This window comes from Paenibacillus rhizoryzae (assembly GCF_059686995.1).
In genome coordinates this window covers 34,659-52,107 of sequence record NZ_JCAALT010000003.1, presented here as the reverse complement: position 1 = coordinate 52,107, position 17,449 = coordinate 34,659, and the positions used below count along the sequence as shown (strand labels likewise).

16 protein-coding genes and 1 riboswitch are annotated in these 17,449 nt (G+C 51.9%); of the genes, 4 read left to right on the top strand and 12 right to left on the bottom strand.

Translation table 11 applies throughout. The annotated features are described in order from the left end of the window. Positions 1-38: 38 nt before the first annotated feature. Positions 39-1,304 carry a helix-turn-helix domain-containing protein gene (locus AC6ESO_RS09020; RefSeq protein ID WP_497091121.1) on the top strand — a complete coding sequence of 422 codons (1,266 nt, stop codon included), beginning with the start codon at positions 39-41 and terminating at the stop codon, positions 1,302-1,304. A 58-nt stretch (positions 1,305-1,362) separates the two neighbouring features. Here AC6ESO_RS09020 and AC6ESO_RS09015 read toward each other — a convergent pair whose 3' ends face one another. The 3 genes from AC6ESO_RS09015 to AC6ESO_RS09005 form a co-directional block, all read right to left on the bottom strand. Further along, positions 1,363-1,935, bottom strand: coding sequence for a nitroreductase family protein (locus AC6ESO_RS09015; protein WP_497091120.1), 573 nt, complete (start codon positions 1,933-1,935; stop codon positions 1,363-1,365). Positions 1,936-2,647: 712 nt separating this feature from the next. Beyond that, positions 2,648-3,487 (bottom strand): sugar phosphate isomerase/epimerase family protein, encoded by an 840-nt coding sequence (locus AC6ESO_RS09010; protein WP_497091119.1) that lies wholly within the window; start codon positions 3,485-3,487, stop codon positions 2,648-2,650. Between the two features lie 21 nt (positions 3,488-3,508). Then, positions 3,509-4,573 (bottom strand): Gfo/Idh/MocA family oxidoreductase, encoded by a 1,065-nt coding sequence (locus AC6ESO_RS09005; RefSeq protein WP_494818650.1) that lies wholly within the window; start codon positions 4,571-4,573, stop codon positions 3,509-3,511. Between the two features lie 126 nt (positions 4,574-4,699). On the opposite strand from AC6ESO_RS09005, the gene AC6ESO_RS09000 reads away from it, so the two are divergent. Continuing rightward, a complete protein-coding gene (locus AC6ESO_RS09000) occupies positions 4,700-5,566 on the top strand; it encodes a helix-turn-helix domain-containing protein (protein WP_497091118.1) in 867 nt (288 codons plus the stop codon). Between the two features lie 22 nt (positions 5,567-5,588). On the opposite strand, the gene AC6ESO_RS08995 is transcribed toward AC6ESO_RS09000, so the two are convergent. The 8 genes from AC6ESO_RS08995 to AC6ESO_RS08960 form a co-directional block, all read right to left on the bottom strand. After that, positions 5,589-6,467 (bottom strand): phytanoyl-CoA dioxygenase family protein, encoded by an 879-nt coding sequence (locus AC6ESO_RS08995; protein ID WP_497091117.1) that lies wholly within the window; start codon positions 6,465-6,467, stop codon positions 5,589-5,591. Between the two features lie 99 nt (positions 6,468-6,566). Next, on the bottom strand, positions 6,567-7,454 hold the full coding sequence (locus AC6ESO_RS08990) for an AraC family transcriptional regulator (RefSeq protein ID WP_497091116.1): 888 nt from the start codon (positions 7,452-7,454) through the stop codon (positions 6,567-6,569). A 13-nt stretch (positions 7,455-7,467) separates the two neighbouring features. Then, entirely contained in the window at positions 7,468-9,513 is a 2,046-nt protein-coding gene (locus tag AC6ESO_RS08985) for a molybdopterin-containing oxidoreductase family protein (protein ID WP_497091115.1), read from the bottom strand. Positions 9,514-9,672: 159 nt separating this feature from the next. Further along, positions 9,673-10,668 (bottom strand): aldo/keto reductase, encoded by a 996-nt coding sequence (locus AC6ESO_RS08980; protein ID WP_497091114.1) that lies wholly within the window; start codon positions 10,666-10,668, stop codon positions 9,673-9,675. Positions 10,669-10,716: 48 nt separating this feature from the next. After that, positions 10,717-11,478: an SDR family NAD(P)-dependent oxidoreductase gene (locus tag AC6ESO_RS08975; RefSeq protein WP_497091113.1), complete on the bottom strand. Its 762-nt coding sequence runs from the start codon at positions 11,476-11,478 to the stop codon at positions 10,717-10,719. Then, entirely contained in the window at positions 11,475-12,281 is an 807-nt protein-coding gene (locus AC6ESO_RS08970; protein ID WP_497091112.1) for an SDR family NAD(P)-dependent oxidoreductase, read from the bottom strand. Before AC6ESO_RS08970 ends, AC6ESO_RS08975 begins: the two co-directional genes overlap by 4 nt. Further along, complete coding sequence (locus AC6ESO_RS08965; RefSeq protein WP_497091613.1) at positions 12,278-13,285, bottom strand: sugar phosphate isomerase/epimerase family protein; 1,008 nt, start codon at positions 13,283-13,285, stop codon at positions 12,278-12,280. The genes AC6ESO_RS08970 and AC6ESO_RS08965 overlap by 4 nt, the downstream gene beginning before the upstream one ends. Positions 13,286-13,335: 50 nt before the next feature. Beyond that, a complete protein-coding gene (locus tag AC6ESO_RS08960) occupies positions 13,336-14,109 on the bottom strand; it encodes an SDR family NAD(P)-dependent oxidoreductase (RefSeq protein ID WP_497091111.1) in 774 nt (257 codons plus the stop codon). 95 nt (positions 14,110-14,204) lie between these two features. On the opposite strand from AC6ESO_RS08960, the gene AC6ESO_RS08955 reads away from it, so the two are divergent. Then, positions 14,205-15,143 (top strand): helix-turn-helix transcriptional regulator, encoded by a 939-nt coding sequence (locus tag AC6ESO_RS08955; RefSeq protein WP_497091110.1) that lies wholly within the window; start codon positions 14,205-14,207, stop codon positions 15,141-15,143. A gap of 55 nt (positions 15,144-15,198) precedes the next feature. Here the strand turns inward: AC6ESO_RS08955 and AC6ESO_RS08950 are convergent, their stop codons facing one another. Next, on the bottom strand, positions 15,199-16,176 hold the full coding sequence (locus tag AC6ESO_RS08950; RefSeq protein ID WP_497091109.1) for an aldo/keto reductase: 978 nt from the start codon (positions 16,174-16,176) through the stop codon (positions 15,199-15,201). Positions 16,177-16,311: 135 nt separating this feature from the next. Next, positions 16,312-16,441: riboswitch (SAM riboswitch) on the top strand. Between the two features lie 101 nt (positions 16,442-16,542). On the opposite strand from AC6ESO_RS08950, the gene AC6ESO_RS08945 reads away from it, so the two are divergent. After that, complete coding sequence (locus tag AC6ESO_RS08945; RefSeq protein ID WP_497091108.1) at positions 16,543-17,082, top strand: hypothetical protein; 540 nt, start codon at positions 16,543-16,545, stop codon at positions 17,080-17,082. The last annotated feature ends 367 nt before the right edge of the window (positions 17,083-17,449 follow it).

Genomic DNA, 17,449 nt, shown 5'->3' with positions numbered 1-17,449 from the left:
GTTGAAGCGGTTAGGGGTTGCAGTTGGAGGAATCACACATGCATGTAGGGAAAATCATCAAATTTTATCGCGAACAAGCACGTATGACCCAAGAACAGCTAGGCAGAGGCATTTGCTCTGATACACATATCAGCAAAATCGAGCGAGGCTCGACGGATTTCTCGCCCGAGGTCAGTTTACTTCTCACCGAACGGTTGAATATCAACCTCGAACATGAGCTCGTTAAATTAAACACGATTAAGAAGCGGCTATTTGCTTGGCATGAAGCGATCGTGATGCTGATGTTAGATGAGATGGAAGCGATTAAGCTTGAGCTCGAGAATGAGCAGCTGATTCAAATCTCGGATTATACGGCACTCTACCAATTGATTCAGGCCAAATATTATCTGGCGCATTCCCAACCGGACGCCGCCTATACCATCGTTCAGAAGATGCAGCGCAGCCACTCCAAACTCCCGACCTACGAGAGCAATCTCCTGCTTCATGTAACGGGAATCTGCTTTCTCGCTAGACAAGACTATCGAACGGCGATTGATACGTTGAAGCAAATTGACGCTGAGGAATATAACAATCCGGAATATTACTATCATATGGCTGTAGCCTATCATTGGATTGGTTCACACATGATGGCCTATTATTACGGGGAGAAATCGCTTCGTTTCTTCAAAGACAGCCGTAACTTCGTGAGAACCATCGATGCAGAGATGCTGTTGTTGCTGCAGGTCGTGTTCGATGAGAATCGCAACCATGCGGATATTATTTTGCGTTTCGAGAATTTGATTAAGTCCTGTGACATCTGTAACGCCCCGGAGCGTAAAAGGATTGCGCTTCATAATTTAGCCTATGAATATTTGGAACAGAGCAATTACGAGATGGCATTCCAGTATTATCAAGCTTCGATGGAGCTGAATAATCCGAAGACCATGCTGTACCTGCTCTCTCTTGAAGGTTATATCCGCTGTTCCTTGCAGGGGAATCTGCTGAGCAAAGAGGAGCTGCTTCGCGTTACGGAAGGCGGATTCCGATCCGCGAAAGAAATTCATGACCAGATACTGCAGATCCGATTCCAGCTTCTCCTCTACAAAATCGAAGAGAAGCACGAGCACTATTATAGTTATTTACGTAACCATGCGCTGGCCATTATCCGTAAGAATGGTGACGCCATGCTGGTGGAGCGTTACGAGAAGGATTTGTTCAACTACTACATAACCACCGGTCAAATGGAGCTGGCGCTGGAAACGGCTAGCTTCTTGATTAATAAAGACAAACCGCTGAACAAAAAAGAAGAGATGATTCCCGGTTGATCCGGGAGCCATCTCTTTTTATTCTTCGCGGCATTCGATTGCCCTAGCTTAGTCCAGCTTAGCCGTCAATCCAAGTCGTCTTCAATTCCGCTGCTGCCCGCCTCGGCTGAGGCGGAGCCATGTCCGGAACACCAAGATAGATGAATCCGAGCATCTTATCCTGTGGGCGCAAGCCGAAGCTTTCATTCATCAGCGGATGGTAGCAAGGTTCGCCGCTGCGCCATACAGCGCCGAGGCCTAGTGCGTGTATGGTAAGCAGCATGTTCTGGATGGCTGCATTTACTGCGCCGTATTCCTCGAGCTCTATGATATCGTGCCGTTCAACAGGCGAGACGGCAACTGCGATTATGACCGGTGCGCGGAATGCTTTTTTCTTAGCTGATTCGCCTTTAAGCTCATTCTCAGGCGTTGAAGGATCTGCTTCGCCGGCAAGCGCAATACGCGCAAGCGCGTCGCCGAGCTGCTTGCGTCCGTCGCCGCGAAGGACGAAGAACCGCCATGGCTCAGTTAGACGATGATTCGGCGCATAAATGCCCGCTTCCAAAATCTGCTCGATAACCGCTTTGTCGATCGGATCCTGCGTTACTTTACCAATACTTCTTCTTGTGCGAATTGCCTCGTGAATATTCATTGACCGTCTCCTATTCTAGTAAGTGATACTATAATTGTAGCATAACTCGCTTCGAAATTTGATCCACGGATGTCCTGCTAGAAGTTCCCAGAGAGAGCGAACCGCCAAAGTGCCAACACTATTCGCTAAATTTCATTGAAGCTATGTGGAGGCAAATAAGCGCCGTGTGGTTCGTTAGAGTTATCAGCGAAAAGCTAACGAACCGTACAGGCGTTATTTGGCTGAATTTCTGTGTTTTCAGATTCTAACGAACCACAGGGACGTTATTTCGGGGAAAACAGCCTCAAATTACCTGGAAACCGTCAAATAAGACCTCTACGGTTCGTTAGATTTTATTTGGAGCTGTTTTCGCTCAAATAAGACCTGTACGGTTCGTTAGAACTTTCCGCGAAAAGCTAACGAACCGTACAGGCGTTATTGGGCAGAATTTCGGGGCTTCGAGATTCTAACGAACCATAGAGACGTTGTTTCAGGGAAAACGGCCTCAAATTACCTCGAAACCGTCAAATAAGACCTCTACGGTTCGTTAGATTTTATTTGGAGCTGTTTTCGCTCAAATAAGACCTGTACGGTTCGTTAGAGATTTCAGTGAAAAGCTAACGAACACCGTACGGGCGTTACTGGGCAGAATTTAGCCCAACTGGACCCGGCACAAAAAAATCCCGCGGGGCCCGGCTCTCTCAGCCGGCCCCCGCGGGATCCATGATTTCTATTAAGCCAGGCCAGCCGCGGTATACACGCGGTCGAAGCCTGCCTGGGAGCGTGCAAGCAGCTCCTCCGGTGATTGCGCAGGCGGTTCGGCCGTGAGGATCTCCTGCGTAACCGAACCTTTGTAACCAATCGCGTTCAGCGCCCGAAGGAACCCGGCCAGATCGATAACGCCTTCGCCCGGATAAAGTCTGCCATTATCGCGTACCTCTTCCAAAGGCAGATCCGGCGCATCGTTAATGTGAACATGCACGATCTGATCCGGCTTAAGCGCCTCGATATCGGCAACGGTCAAGCCGTTCGTGTACCAGTGGTACGCATCGAATAGCAAGCCTACATTCGGTTCTCCAATCGCCGCGATCCAATCTAGCGTTTCCTCCAGCGTCCACAGGAACGGATTCGTCCAAGCGGTGCGCAGATGATGCGGGCCAACAAATTCAAGGCCTAAGGAAATGCCATATGCGCCGAGGATCTGAGCACAAGTGCGCAGTCTGCGTGTAGCGAGCACCGTGAAATGTGCCGCCTTAAAGTTCGTTGCAGGCAGCACATAGGTGCAGCAGCGCGTGCAGCCCAGAGCCGCTGCCGCTGCAGCTTCCTCAGCCAGCTTGCTGAGTCCTTCGCGGAACTTCTCCTCCGAATCCCGCCACTCCACGGAAAGACCGATCGAGCCAATGGATACTTCATGTTTCGCGAGAAGCGCCTTAGCGCCTTCCAAACCATTGCGCTCAATAAGTCCCTTCGCGTTAATATCTACCGTATGAAAGCCATACTGACTTGCGGCTGCGATTAGATTCTCATCGCTTCCGATCTTGCCGAGTCCGGCATGTGATAACCCTCTTAGCATGTGAATGATCCTCCAATTGTTTTATAGATTCCAGTCCAGCTTCACTTCATTACCGGTACGAGATGATTCGTAGATTGCATCCAGCACCAAATTGTTCGTAAACCCGGACAGTGCAGACGTTATAGGCTGTTTACCCTCTTTAATGCAGCTCAAGAAATGGCGGCTGAGACGCAAGCGCTCATTCTCGTCGTTCTCCGGTTTGCTGAGCGGAATTTCCATCGGCTGATTGAACTTCTCCGTGAGCAGCTTGCCTTTAGCACCACGGTAACTAGCGCCGCCTTCCGTGCCCATCAAATGCACGAATGGCGTATTGTCCGTGTCCATATGAACGGCCCAGCTGACCTCAAGCGACAAGGTGCTGCCGTTATCCATTTTGATCAAAGCGGTTGCCAAGTCCTCCACATCATAGATACCGTCCCAATTCGGCTTGCCCCATGTACCGATCCCCTTACGCTTAGGTCCGAACTCCGCATAGGTGGCGCCATAAACGGACACCGGCTTCGGATTGCCCATAAGGTACAGCGCAAGATCCAGCATATGCACGCCAATATCAATCAACGGACCGCCGCCGGATTGATCGCTACGCGTAAACCAAGTGCCCCAGCCCGGTATGCCTTTGCGGCGGTACCAGCCTGTTTTGGCTGTATAAATGTGACCCAGCTCGCCGCGGTCGATTTGTTCCTTGATTTGCATCGGAACCGATTCCCAGCGCATCTGATGCGCGATCATGACGACACGATCGGAGGAGCGGCTCGCTTTCAGAATTTGTCTGGCTGCATCGGCGTTGATCCCCATCGGTTTCTCCAGCAGCACGTGCTTGCCGGCTTCAATCGCTTGAATCGCAAGCTCCGCATGATACTGGTTCGGAACACCAATGACAACAGCATCCACATTGTCGCTGTGAATCAGCGCTTCAGGGGATGCCAGCACTTCAGCAATACCGTATTCTTTGGCCCTCTGTTCTGCCAAAGGCAGGAACACATCCGTGATTGCAGTGATTTGGCAGAGCTCGCCGAGCTGCGAGAATTGTGCTGCGTGAACGCTTCCAATATTTCCTGCACCAATAATACCAATTCGAATCGCCATGTTAATCCAACTGCCTCCTCGGGGATCCATCACTTCTTCTACCACTTCTATGATAAAGTAGTAAATAGAAAAAAGCTTGACTCATATTTCGATAAACGTCCCATTTCTTCGGAGGCCGCCTATTCTATGACCTTTTTTCCGGATTACTTGAAATCATATCCGAATATGGATACCGCGTTTCCGCTGCATATGAGCTTGAACACACTCAAACAAGGGTTTCGGGCACACCGCCACGATTTCCTGGAGTTCTCCTATGTCGTTGACGGCCGAGGCTGGGAAAGCATCAACGATGTGAAACATGAGATGCTCCCGGGCACGTTTACGTTCGTGCAGCCGTATCAGGTCCATGAGATCTTCACGGAACCCGGCAGCACGCTTGTGCTCTACAATTGCAATTTCAGCATGGATCTGCTCATCGATTCCGGTCATGGCGACGGATTAAAGGACTTAATCGAGCCTAGTCTCCTTGAACCGTACACGACATTTACCGGCCCGAAGCAAGAGAGAATGCTATATCTCATTGAAGACATGCTGAAGGAGTACACGGAGAATGAACCGTGGCGACAAACGCTGCTGCAGGCGCGATTGAAGGAGCTGCTCGTTTGTTTCGACCGGGAGCGAAGAGCAAATCAGCCGGAGAACATTCCTTTAACCACCTCTGGCAAAACGAATCTGTCCATCTGGCCGATCATCCATCACATTCACCGCAATTATCGCGAAGAGCTTACCTTATCACAGCTGTCGGAGCGTTTCGGCATGAGCGTCTCCCGCATCAGCGAAGTGATCAAGGAAACGACCGGCCAAACCTTCGTTCATTTCGTCCATGATTTGCGCTTGCGGCATGCAAGCAGCCTTCTGGTATCGACCGACTACAGCGTCGTGGATGTCGCGCTTGAAGTCGGCTTCGGTTCATATAAAACCTTTGTCCGCATCTTCCGCGAGCGTAAAGGCATGGTGCCGATGGCCTATCGGAAAGCAAAACGGCCCCAGTAATGGGGCCGTTTCTTATTATAAGCTACACGCGGTGCATGCTCTTCCCTTTTTCTTCTCTAACCTCACGCCACATCTTGCGCCACTCCGTTACATCTGTCAGCACGCTTGCCGGGTCATACGCACTCCGGACCGGGAAGGAAGGATGAATCGAACGCCCGGATGGTGCGCCTGTCTTATGATAGCGCAAATCAATCGACCATCGGATGATATCGGATCGATTGGAGATCCCTCTATGCGGCGTGTACTTGTTCATGATGACAAGACCGCCCTTCTTGCACTCCGCTAACACTGGTGTGACGGTAGGCAGCTTCTCAGGAACGATCGTCGTTCCGCCTTCCGCGCGATGGTTGATGTATCCCTGCTTGAACACATGCGGCATGATCTCCATACAGCCGGTTTCGGCGGTTGCATCCACAAGCGGCAGCCAGAACGTAATAATCTCCGAAGCTTCCGAGTCAGGCGAGGTGACGGCACAATCCTGATGCCAAGGGACATTTTGAAAATAATCCGGTTCCGACTGTGTGGACTTCGCCGGATGTTTCGCACGAATATGTTGAATGGGGTTACAGCTGAGCTCCGTTCCTAATAGACATTCGACAAGATCAAGCAGCCCTTCGCTGCCCATGAAACGAAAGATCGCCTCACCCAAGTAGCCGTTAATATCGAACCCCCGGCTTATTTCCTTATTTTGCTCATACAACCTTGTAAAACGTTTCTCGAATGGCTCATCCTCGTACAGTTCAGTCAGCTTGCCCTCAGCTAGCAGTTGTCTGGCCCTAGTATCCAATTCAGCCGAAAGCTCGTCTATAACGGGCTGCAGCTCCTCATCCGTGAATACATTCGGCACAATCAAATACCCTTCGGTTTGATATCGGATCATTTGCTCAAGCGTCAATCGCATTCGCCCACCGACCGCCTTTGATCTAGGATTGTTCTTCTCTTCTTCATCATAGCGATGCCGCCATTTGATAGGAAGGTAGAATCTTACACCGAATGCGGACTATATTATCCGATATTCGCTCGGTGCCCGCCCATGGTGTCTGCGAAACAGTCTGGCAAAATACGAAGCATCCTCATAGCCCAGCATCTCAGCAATCGTGAATACGGGAAAATCCGTATACAGCAGCAGCTTCTCCGCCTCTGTCATGCGCAGCTGCTGCAGATAAGCCATGGGTGTCATCGATGTATGCGCTTTAAATACACGGCATAAGTAATTCGGCGTCCAATGGACATGCTGCGCCAGTTCCTCCAGTTTAAGCTGCTCGCCAATATGTGCGCGCATATATTGCTGTAGAGCATTGATTTCACCGGTTATGGCTCCAGCTTGCCGCTCTGTGGACGTCGAATCGATGACCTGCTCACAAAGCTTCCCTATCGTTTGTTCAACGCGCAGCATCAGCTCGATCACCATCAGCGACAGATGCTCGGTTGAGACATATCGATTGCTGGGGTCAAGAAGCCGATTAAACCCTTCTAGCAGAAAAGGCCTAAGCGAGGGCGGTACGAGAATGGGCTCATCACGGCAACCGGCAGGCAGCACATATCCTCTCTTCTCTTCGATCCAATCGAACAGATTCACCGTTTGCGCAGGCTCGTTGCTCCCTTCAACGCAAAGCAGAAACGTACATTCCAGATTATGCAGCCCGATATCGTCATCCGCATGAAATTGATGCCATTCGTTCGGGTTGATCACATACAAGAAGCCGGGCAATGCCCGGCTCTTCCTGTCGTTTACGAGGAAGCTTCCCGCTCCTCCCGTTATATACATCAAATGAAAAACCGGATGTTGGTGCCGCGTCGTCAGCATGCCTTTACGGCCCTGCTGCCGATCCGTCGTCATATGCTCCGGACGTAAGCTTTGCCCTTGCATCACCAGCCGTAAGCTCATGCCTGCCACCTCGTCACCGTTTGTCGACTTGCACCCGTCCGGAGAAGAAGGTCGCTCCTCTTCCCATATCCGCCACCCGGTCCGGGGTGAGCGCATTGACCATCGCCTTGCCGCCGTCAGTCCCGTCCGCCCATAATCCCTGGCTGACGACGACACCTGCCAGCACATCGTCACCTACTGCCGCAGTGAGCTCGCAGCTAGCGCGATCATTCCACACGCGAATGACATCGCCGTTCTCGATCCCTCGAGCTTCTGCATCGGCGCGGTTCATGTACAGCTTTGGCGTTTTCTCCATGGCAACATGCTTCTCGTTATTGGAGAACGTCGAATTCAAGAAATTATGATTGACTGTCGGTATGAATAAGAACGGATAGGGTCCGTCGTCCACAAGCGGCGTGTATGTCGGCATTGGCGGGTAGCCTTTGCGTTCCATTGAAGCCGAATAGAGCTCAATTCGACCGCTCGGCGTCCGCAGTTTACCTGGGAACAGCGGCTTCACATTTGCTTTGATCGCACCGTGTTCCTGAAGCGTCTGCAGTGAAATCTCGGCCAAATTCGGATTATTCGGGTTATTCAGCGCCTGCTCAATCATGGCCTCGTCCGAATCCTGAAGCGCCTCTTCCTCATAGCCTATCGCCGCAGCAAGCAGTCTGAACACTTCGGAGTTCGACTTGCTTTCTCCATATGGCGCTGCAACCGGCTGCTGCAGGTGCACATAATGATGCCAGTAGGAAAGGTATAGATCCGTATTCTCAAAAGCCGACGTAGCCGGCAGCACAATATCCGCATAAGCCGCCGTCTCGGTCAGGAACAAATCATGGACAACCGTAAACAGATCCTCGCGCAAGAGACCTTCTCTTACTTTGGTTGCGCTCGGTGCTACGACAGCCGGATTGGAGTTGTACACATACAAGGAGGAAATTGGCGGCATATCCGAATCCGTCAGCGCACTGCCGAGTAGATTCATATTCACCTCGCGCGCGCCTCCCACGGCTCGCAGATCAGGTCGTTCCAATGCGGACTTGTTCAGCGCCAAATAACCGCCGTTTCCTTTAATCGCCCCGCCGCCCCGCTTCATCCATTGCCCTGCTACTGCCGGAAGACAAGCGATTGCACGGGTCGTCATACCGCCGTTATCATGGTGCTGCGGACCGTTTCCGATACGGATAAACGCCGCTTCACTTCCGCCATACATACGCGCCAGCTTATAGAGATCATCAACCGGTACGCCTGTAATCGAGGAGACCACTTCAGGTGTGTACGATTTCACATGTTCACGAAGCTGCTCATGGCCTACCGTAAACTGCTCCATGAACGACTCATCTGTCAGCTTCTCGGCGAACAAGATATGCATCATTCCAAGTGCGAGCGCCGCATCTGTACCGGGCATAACCGGAATAAACCAATCCGCCCACTTCGCGGTCCGATTGCGGTGAACATCGATAACGACGACAGTCGCACCGTTCTTGCGCGCTTTCTCGGCGATCGTCACTTGGTGCATATTCGTGCTGACCGCGTTGATTCCCCACATGATGATCAGCTTCGCGTGAACGGTTTCCTCCGGATCGGTACCGTAGCTTCCACCCATGGTGTAGCCGTACCCTTCTGTGCCCGCAGCCTCACAGATCGAATAAATCAGCTTGCTTGCCCCCATCCGATTGAAGAATCGGCGGCCTAAACCTTCCGTGCCAATACGGCCCATGTTGCCATAAAAGCTGTAAGGCAGAATCGCTTCCGGCCCTTCAGCTGCAATCAAATGCTTCCACTTGGACGTTATCGTGCCGATGGCTTCCTCCCAAGTAATGCGATCAAACTGCCCGCTCCCTTTGGGACCGACACGCTTAAGCGGATATTGCAAACGATCCTTATCGTAGATGCGTTCCGCCATGTTCCGAACCTTATTGCAGATCGCCCCTTGCGTAACCGGATGCTCGGGATCGCCTTCTATTTTCACAATTCGACCATTCTCTTTATGTACAAGAAGTCCGCACTGATCGGGACAATCCAGTGAGCAGACCGATGGAAATACGCCATTCGGTTCCAAATAAGTTGCTGTCATCCTGCGATTCACTCCTTCACTTTCACTTCCGCGGTACACATGAATCTATTATATCGGGTGCAGCCTTGTGTGAAAAGCGCAGGCAAGGTTAGCCTTTCTTCTCGTATAAACAAGAAAGGCCTGCATCCCTACACTGCAGGATGCAAGCCTTCGCTATTGTCAAACGGCGGAAACGCAGGAGCCCGTCTCCAAGAATCGCAATTGTGCCGGCGTGAGTGTAACCTCACTAGCTGCGCAGCTATCCAGCACGTATGCCGGCTTCGAGGCGCCGATAATCGGAAACACCGGGAACGGCTGCGAGGTTAAATACGCCAGCGCAATAACTGTGCTGGTCGTCTCGAGCTCGGCCGCAAGCTGCTGTACACGCTCCAAACGGTCGAAGCTGGCATCATTGAAATACATCTTCTGCACGCCTGCTGCGCTGCCTTGATTGCCAGCATCCTTGCCTCTTGCATATCGGCCGCCGAAGAAACCGTTCGCTTGCGACGAATAAGGAATGACGGCCATCCCCGACTCGGCAAAAAAATTCCGATCCGCATCGCTCATCACCACTAATGTCGGATCTCCAATTGAGCCCGGCGTACATACGGCTAGATTCCATAGCGGCTGACTAGCTGCGAAAGGCGTTACCCCATGTTCAGCAGCATAGCTCTGCGCTTGTTTGATCCGCTCCACCGTCCAGTTGGAGCAACCGATGCTGCGGATGCGGCCAGCCTTTACCTCGTCATGCAGCGTCTCCATGATCTCGTCAACCGGTACGCTCGCATCATCGCGATGCAGCCAGTAGAGGTCGATATAATCGGTCTGCAGCTGGCGCAAGCTTCTCGCAATATCCGCTTCGATATCTGCTCGTCCAAGCCTTGGGATATGCATCGTCGCAAGCTCCGGATGCGCGCCTTTCGTCGCTAGAATAAGCTGCTCGCGATGGCCGCGTTCCTTCAGCCATTCTCCGATTCGGATTTCCGTCAAGCTTCTTCCTTGGCCGAGCCAATCGTCATATACGAGCGCAGTATCGATAAAATTGCCGCCCTGCTCCAGATAGAGATCAAACAGACGGAACGCATCCTCGCGCGGCATTCCGCCGCCGAAACCGGCTGTCCCCATACAAATGACAGCTGCGTTTAAAGGTGTTCCCGGTATGTTGCGATAACGCATTATTCATTTCCTCCCAGATCCCATTTTCAGCCAGCTGCAAGCTTGCAGTTATTTTAAAGTAATTCCACCGTCCACAATGAGCACTTGACCGTTAATTTGCTTACTCATGCCGGATGACATGAAGACAACCGCATCCGCGATATCCTCGCCGGTTTGCAATCGCCCGGCTAGAGCAGCCATTTGCTCTTCATCCATTCCGTTCGCTTTCCACCTTGCGACCTCTCCCTCCGATGCCACCCAGCCCGGCTGCACGCAATTCACCCGAATGCCGTGCTTCACAAGCCCCTTTGCCAGATTCCGCGTCAACGTGACGATGCCGCCTTTGGAAACGGCATAAGCCATCGTAGCCGGCTCGCCTGCAGTCGCATGGTTGGAGCCAATATTGATAATGACGCCGCAGCCCCGTTCAATCATGCCAGGCACGACGGCTTGGCACAGCATATAGGCACCCTTGAGATTAATGCCGAGCACGTTATCCCAGAACGCTTCATCGGTGTTCAGCAAATCTGCTCTTGGGAAAATCCCCGCATTGTTGACGAGCACATCGATAGCACCGCCGAATTGACGCATCGTCTCGTTAACGAGCGACTGCACCTCATTCAGCTTGGATACATCGCAGCGGATAAAATAAACCTCATCCCAAGTATCCGCAAGCTGCCTAGCCGTTTCAGCACCACTCTCGTCATGATCGGCAATGATGACCCGCGCTCCGCACTCCAGAAATCGCTTCGCAATTGCACGTCCGATTCCTTTAGCCCCGCCTGTGACAACGACCGTTTTCCCTTCAAACGTGATGAGGGGAGCCGTCATGACCGCAGTGCATCCTTCCGCGCTGCCTCATAGGCGATACTCGGAATCTGGGTCGCGAATTTGCCTCCGCTTACGTCGATCATCGTACCGGTAATATACCCGGCAAGGTCGGAAGCAAGGAAGCAGATCAGATTCGCAACATCGTCCTTGCTGCCCCAGCGCCGAAGCGTAAGCGTATCCAGCAGCCGCTGCTGACGCTCCTCCGGCTGCTCTGCGTAACGGTTCATGTCCGTCGGAATCATCCCCGGCGAATAACAATTCACGGTAATGTCATAAGGGCCAAGCTCGCCCGCAAGCACCCGTGTGAACTGTTTTACCGCCGCTTTGGAAGAAGCATACGCCGCACTTCCATAAGCAGGGACGATCGCAGCGAATGAGGCTGCGTTTAAGATACGGCCCGAGCCTTGGGCTTTCATAATCGGGACAACCGCTTGGCACATCAGAAAGGTACCCTTCAAATTAATATCCATGTTGGCGTCCCAAATGTCTTCCTTGAGCAGCTCAACAGTGCCGCCGCTGGCCACTCCGGCATTGTTGATTAAGATATCTATTCGCCCAAACCGGCTCCGTACCTCCTCCACAACCTCAGCGATTCTGGCCGAATCTCGCACATCACAGATGAACTGCGCGCCTGTAAGCTGCTCCTCCGCGAATTGCAGTGCCAGGTCATCAAGCAGCTCTTGCTTGATATCCGTTGCAATCGTAATGACGCCTTCCTTCGCAAGCGTGAGTGCAATATGACGTCCAATCCCTCTGCCTGCACCGGTAACGATGGCTACTTTCCCTTGCAAATCGATGATCATGACAATGCCTCCTCCTCTGGTTTCACAGTATTCAAGCTGTTCATCAGCTGCTGCACATAAGCGATGCTCGACATGAGCTGCGACTGCTCGTAGGCTGCAACGATTTCCACCGTTTCTCCCCGTTCATGCGGCGTACGCCAATCGGCGGACGGCTTCGCATTGCGCTGAACGAAACGGAGCAGCTCCGCCAATTCTCTGGCGGATCGCGCCGGGTATTCCGGCCAGTAATCATCGGCAAGCACCCTTGTATGCCTAGCATCCAATGCTCCCATTTCAATGGACATACACAGCTCGTTCGCTGCCTGGCTTTCGCGAAACACATTCAATAGCGCCGGAAAATCCACCGCACCCTGTCCGATTGGACAGCGGACGAGCATGTAGCCTTCCGCGCTCGGATAAATCCAATAATCCTTTAAGTGGACATGTTTGAGGTAAGGAGAGATCCGCTTGGCAAATTCGACGGGTTCCTCTGCAGTCGCGAGCGGATTGCCCGTATCCAGCGTTAATCCGAAATTCGGGGAAGCGATCGATTCGCACAGCCAGATCAGCTCTTCCGAGCAAAGATCCTGATGGTTCTCCAGCGCTAGAATGACGCCTGCTTCTTCTGCCAGAGCTGTTGCAGCAGTGAGCCCTGCGCGAACCTCCTCGAGGAAAGGCTGCCACCTCCCGACTAAGTGACGGCGATCCCCGCCAAACTTCGCTCCGCCTGCCACTGTGCGTACAACCTTGGCTCCGACAGCCTTTGCGACGTGGAAAGCTTCACCTAACCGAGCAGCATCGAAGCCGTCAGAAGCGATTGTGATATAGAGCTCATTCGCCTCGACTTTACTTGCTATGGCTCTGTGGTCACAGCCTTCCAGCATCGAGAGGGACAGCTCCACGCCTTGCAGACTATTTTGCAGCGCCATGTTCATGACTCCCTCGGCCGATATTCTCGGCCTTCCTGCACGTGGGTGCAAGCCCATCGCATAGGTCGTACCAAATACGGATAAGCCAAAACGCATCACGATCACCCTTTCGTATCCAACTGTCCAACTAAGTGATGAAGCCCGATTTATTTTGCCGTCCAACCGCCGTCAACCGTTAACGCACCGCCTGTCATGAAGCTGGATGCATCTGACGCGAGGAATAAAGTCGGTCCTGCAATTTCGTCCGGTCTTCCCCACCGCCCCAGCGCAATTTGATCGACAAAAAACCGATTCGCTTCCGGATTGTTCATCACAACCGTATTGAGCTCAGTAGCGATCGGACCGGGACAAAGCGCGTTCACGGTAATATTGAAGGGGGCAAGCTCTAAGGCCAGCACCTTGGTTAGCTGAATGACGCCGCCCTTACTGGCACAGTAGGCACTTCTCTCCGGCAGACCGACCATACCTAGCATCGAAGCCACGTTAATAATTCGGCCGGATCGCTGTTCTTTCATGATCGGCGTAACCGCGCGGATGCACAGGTAGGGTGCTTTTAAATTTGTACCCATCACCAGATCCCAGCTTGTTTCGTCGTAGCTTTCGATCGGCTTGCGAATGTTGATTCCCGCATTGTTGATCAAAATATCGATCCGTCCGTAACGCTCTTTGACAGCTTGCACCAGCTGCTCCACCTGGTCGGCATCCGTTAGCTCAGCTGCCATTCCTATCACTTCAGTACCTGTATCGATAGATAGTTGCTTGGCAATTTCAGCTGCTTTCTCCTCTGAACGACTTGTAATAACGACCGCTGCTCCCGCTTCAGCCAAGGTTTGTGCCATCACAACGCCAAGTCCGCCGGTCCCTCCCGTAATTAATGCAACTTTACCTGTTAATTGAAATAAATGGCTGCTGCTATTCATGTCGAGATCACCCGTTCCTTTCATCCTTGTTAAGGAATGCGCTTACATGTTACCATTTCATTATCTGGAAGGCTTTACATAAAGGTGATCGTTTTTTGGACTTTTCCGAACTCGGCGTACAAGGCGGTGCTGAACAATTGGACAACGCTCTTTTTCCTCGGATTAGGCAAACAGCTTTACGGGACATCTCCCCTGTTATCCATTGGGCGCGGCAGCATTACCGTGCTCCGGCGTTCAAGTGGAGCCGACGAATCTATGATTTTCAGTTCATTTACGTGAAACATGGCGAGATCAGGGCAACGATTGAAGGGGAAGCCATTGAAGTTCGAGCAGGCAGTTTGCTTGTTTTAACACCTTGGCGATACCATCGCATCGAGGTGCTGACGGAACCGCATGCAGAGCTGCTTGGCATTCATTTTGACTTTTTCGATGGCGCAGCAAACAGCCATACCATCATCGCGGATGAGTCCAATCCGGATCCGGATGCCTTCAGCGAAATGCCCTATCTGGGGGCGGATCGACCGATTTTCGCAGAATCATTGCTTACGAATGTGTCACCGAGGATCATCTCCTTGTTTGAAAACGTCATTCAGGAATGGAATGATCGGCAGCAGGACTACGACAGTGTGTGCAAAGGGCTGATGATCCAACTGATCGGGTTGCTGCTCCGTCAGCAGAATGAAGGACGGGGAACGCCGCATCCGAAATATGAGAAACGGCTTCTTGAGCTGGTTCATGAGATTCGTGCCGATTGCAGCCGCCGATGGTCGAGCGCGGATATGGCGAAGTTTCTGCTCGTACATGAAGATTATATGAGCCGGCAGTTCAAAGCGATGATGGGCGTGGGGCCGAATAAATTCGTGCAGACGGTACGCCATCAGGAAGCCAAACGGCTCCTGAGGGAAACGGATCAAACGATTGAATGGATATCTGGGGCAATCGGCTATGAGGATTTTCACTATTTCAGCCGGATTTTCAGGCGCTGGGAAGGGATGTCGGCCATGCAGTTTAGGAAGCTGTCGCGGACGATATAGAAGAAGGACAGCCTCTACGTCACCCGTTCGCGGGGATTGGAGACTGTCCTTTTCATTAAGGTAAACGGTAGAGCGCAAACGGTTTGCCGTAACGGAATTCTTCGCTCCATGCGTTCAGAGCATCCGTTGCCTCTTGACCAAGATTCAGTTCAACACTATTTAAGTTATCTTCCAGCTGCTCGACACGTGTGGCACCGACAATGACTGTCGAGATTGCAGGACGCTCCATAAGCCAAGCGAGCGAAATCGCACTCGCGCTATAGCCGCTGTCAGCCGCGAGTTTGCTTACCTGTTGCCCCAACGTAACTCTTCGTTCATCCAGGAAGCGAACGAAGCTAGGGTCGGTAACAACTCTGGAGCTTACCGGTGCTTCTTCCGCCGTTAAGCCGTATTTGCCGGTCAGAATGCCGCCAGCCAGCGGGAAATACGGGATGATGCCTACGCCTTGATCCAAACATACCGGAACAAGCTCTTGCTCAGGAGTCCGATCTGCGAGCGAATAGCTGGTTTGCGTGGATACAAACCTCGCAATTCCTTTGGAATCGCTGATCCCCTGCGCTTTCATCAGCTCCCACGCGGCATAGTTGGAAGCGCCAATATAACGAACCTTCCCTGAACGAACCATATCTTCGAGTGCGCCTAATGTCTCCTCGAGCGGCGTATATGGGTCGAATGTATGGATTTGATACAGGTCGACATAGTCGGTTCGCAGACGTTTCAGGCTGTTCTCCAGCTCCTGCATCAGATGGCGGCGAGATGATCCTTTGGCATTCGGACCTGCGCCTCTCACTAATCCTGCTTTCGTAGCCAGCACGGCTTGGTCCCGCTTCCCCTCTAACGCCACCCCGATAATTCGTTCCGATTCCGTGCCTGCATAAATATTAGCGGTATCAATAAAATTAATGCCTTTATCCATCGCATGATGAATAATTCGAATGGATGTTTCCTGATCGGCACGTTTCCCAAAAGCATTGGTTCCCAAGCCTAGAACGGACACTTCAAGTCCGCTTCTTCCGAGATAGCGATAGTTCATACGCTGCTGAGCTCCTTCCACAAATAGCGAGTATATTGGCTTATTATACCTTAAAATGAGAGGTTGCCAAAACGCGCACCCCCTTGACATAGTGGTTGTTTATGTAGCATAATGGTAAAAATTTAATATGTATTTTTCTTATCAAGAGTAGGTGGAGGGACAAGCCCGATGATACCCGGCAACCGACAGACCTTTGTAACTGCAAAGGAATGCACGGTGCTAATTCTTGCGGAACGCTTTACGAAGCGAATCTGGGAGATAAGAGCGAGGATCTATGACATTACATTCCTATGACCTTCTCTGATTCCAGAGAAGGTCATTTTTGTTTTTCTATAAACAACTACACTTGTGTACTGGAGGATCATCATGCTGAACACGATTCCTGACCATACGACGATAGATGAATCAGCCGATTATCACCGGGATACGCTTCCCCAGCTGATTGCGCTGCTCAATTTGCGAAATTCGGTAATTGGCTATTCGTTAGAGTTTATGCAGCAGTGTAAAATTAGCCGAATCGAATGTTTCCGCTTCGACAGTGAGCTTACGGAGAGGCTTCAGCCTGGCCACGGCAGCGATTATTTCTGCGGTTTGCTTGCGATCACCACAACTACGGGAGCAGTTGGGCTTGCGGAGTTTACCATCCCACGCAAAAGTTTGCATGGAGACTTGGTGATGTGGGCTTCTCCCCTTCAGCGGATGAAGGGGCAGACGTTGCTCGAGAGCTTCAGCTGCGTTCAGAGCAAGCTGGACACATGGGGCCCTGTGAGGTCCGAGCTCATCGCGTCTGCGCTGCTGAAGCTGAAGGCGAATCCTGAGCCGGCTGCAGCTCAGCACGAAGATGAACGCTACCTATGGGATCGTTCGCACCTGCTTCGCTATACGCAGTCGTATGTTTCGTTTTAGTCAAGGCGGTGGGCGGCGGAGATGAGCTGTTGGCTGTCGCTTGCCGAATGCGCTAACGAACCGTACAGGTCTTATTTGAGCGAAAACACCTCCAAATAAAATCTAACGAACCGTAGAGGTCTTATTTGACGGTTTCCGGGTATTTTGAGGCTGTTTTCCTCGAAATAACGCCTCTGTGGTTCGTTAGAATCTGAAAACCGCGATATTCGGCCAAATAACGCCCCTACGGTTCGTTAGATTTTTGAGACATGCCAATTGCGACATGCTATGGCTGTCTTGCGGTAAGCGGCATTCGGCACTGTGCAACTAAAAAAACGGTTGAACCTGGAATTCATCCCAGTTCAACCGCCCCTTACTTCTTCGCCTT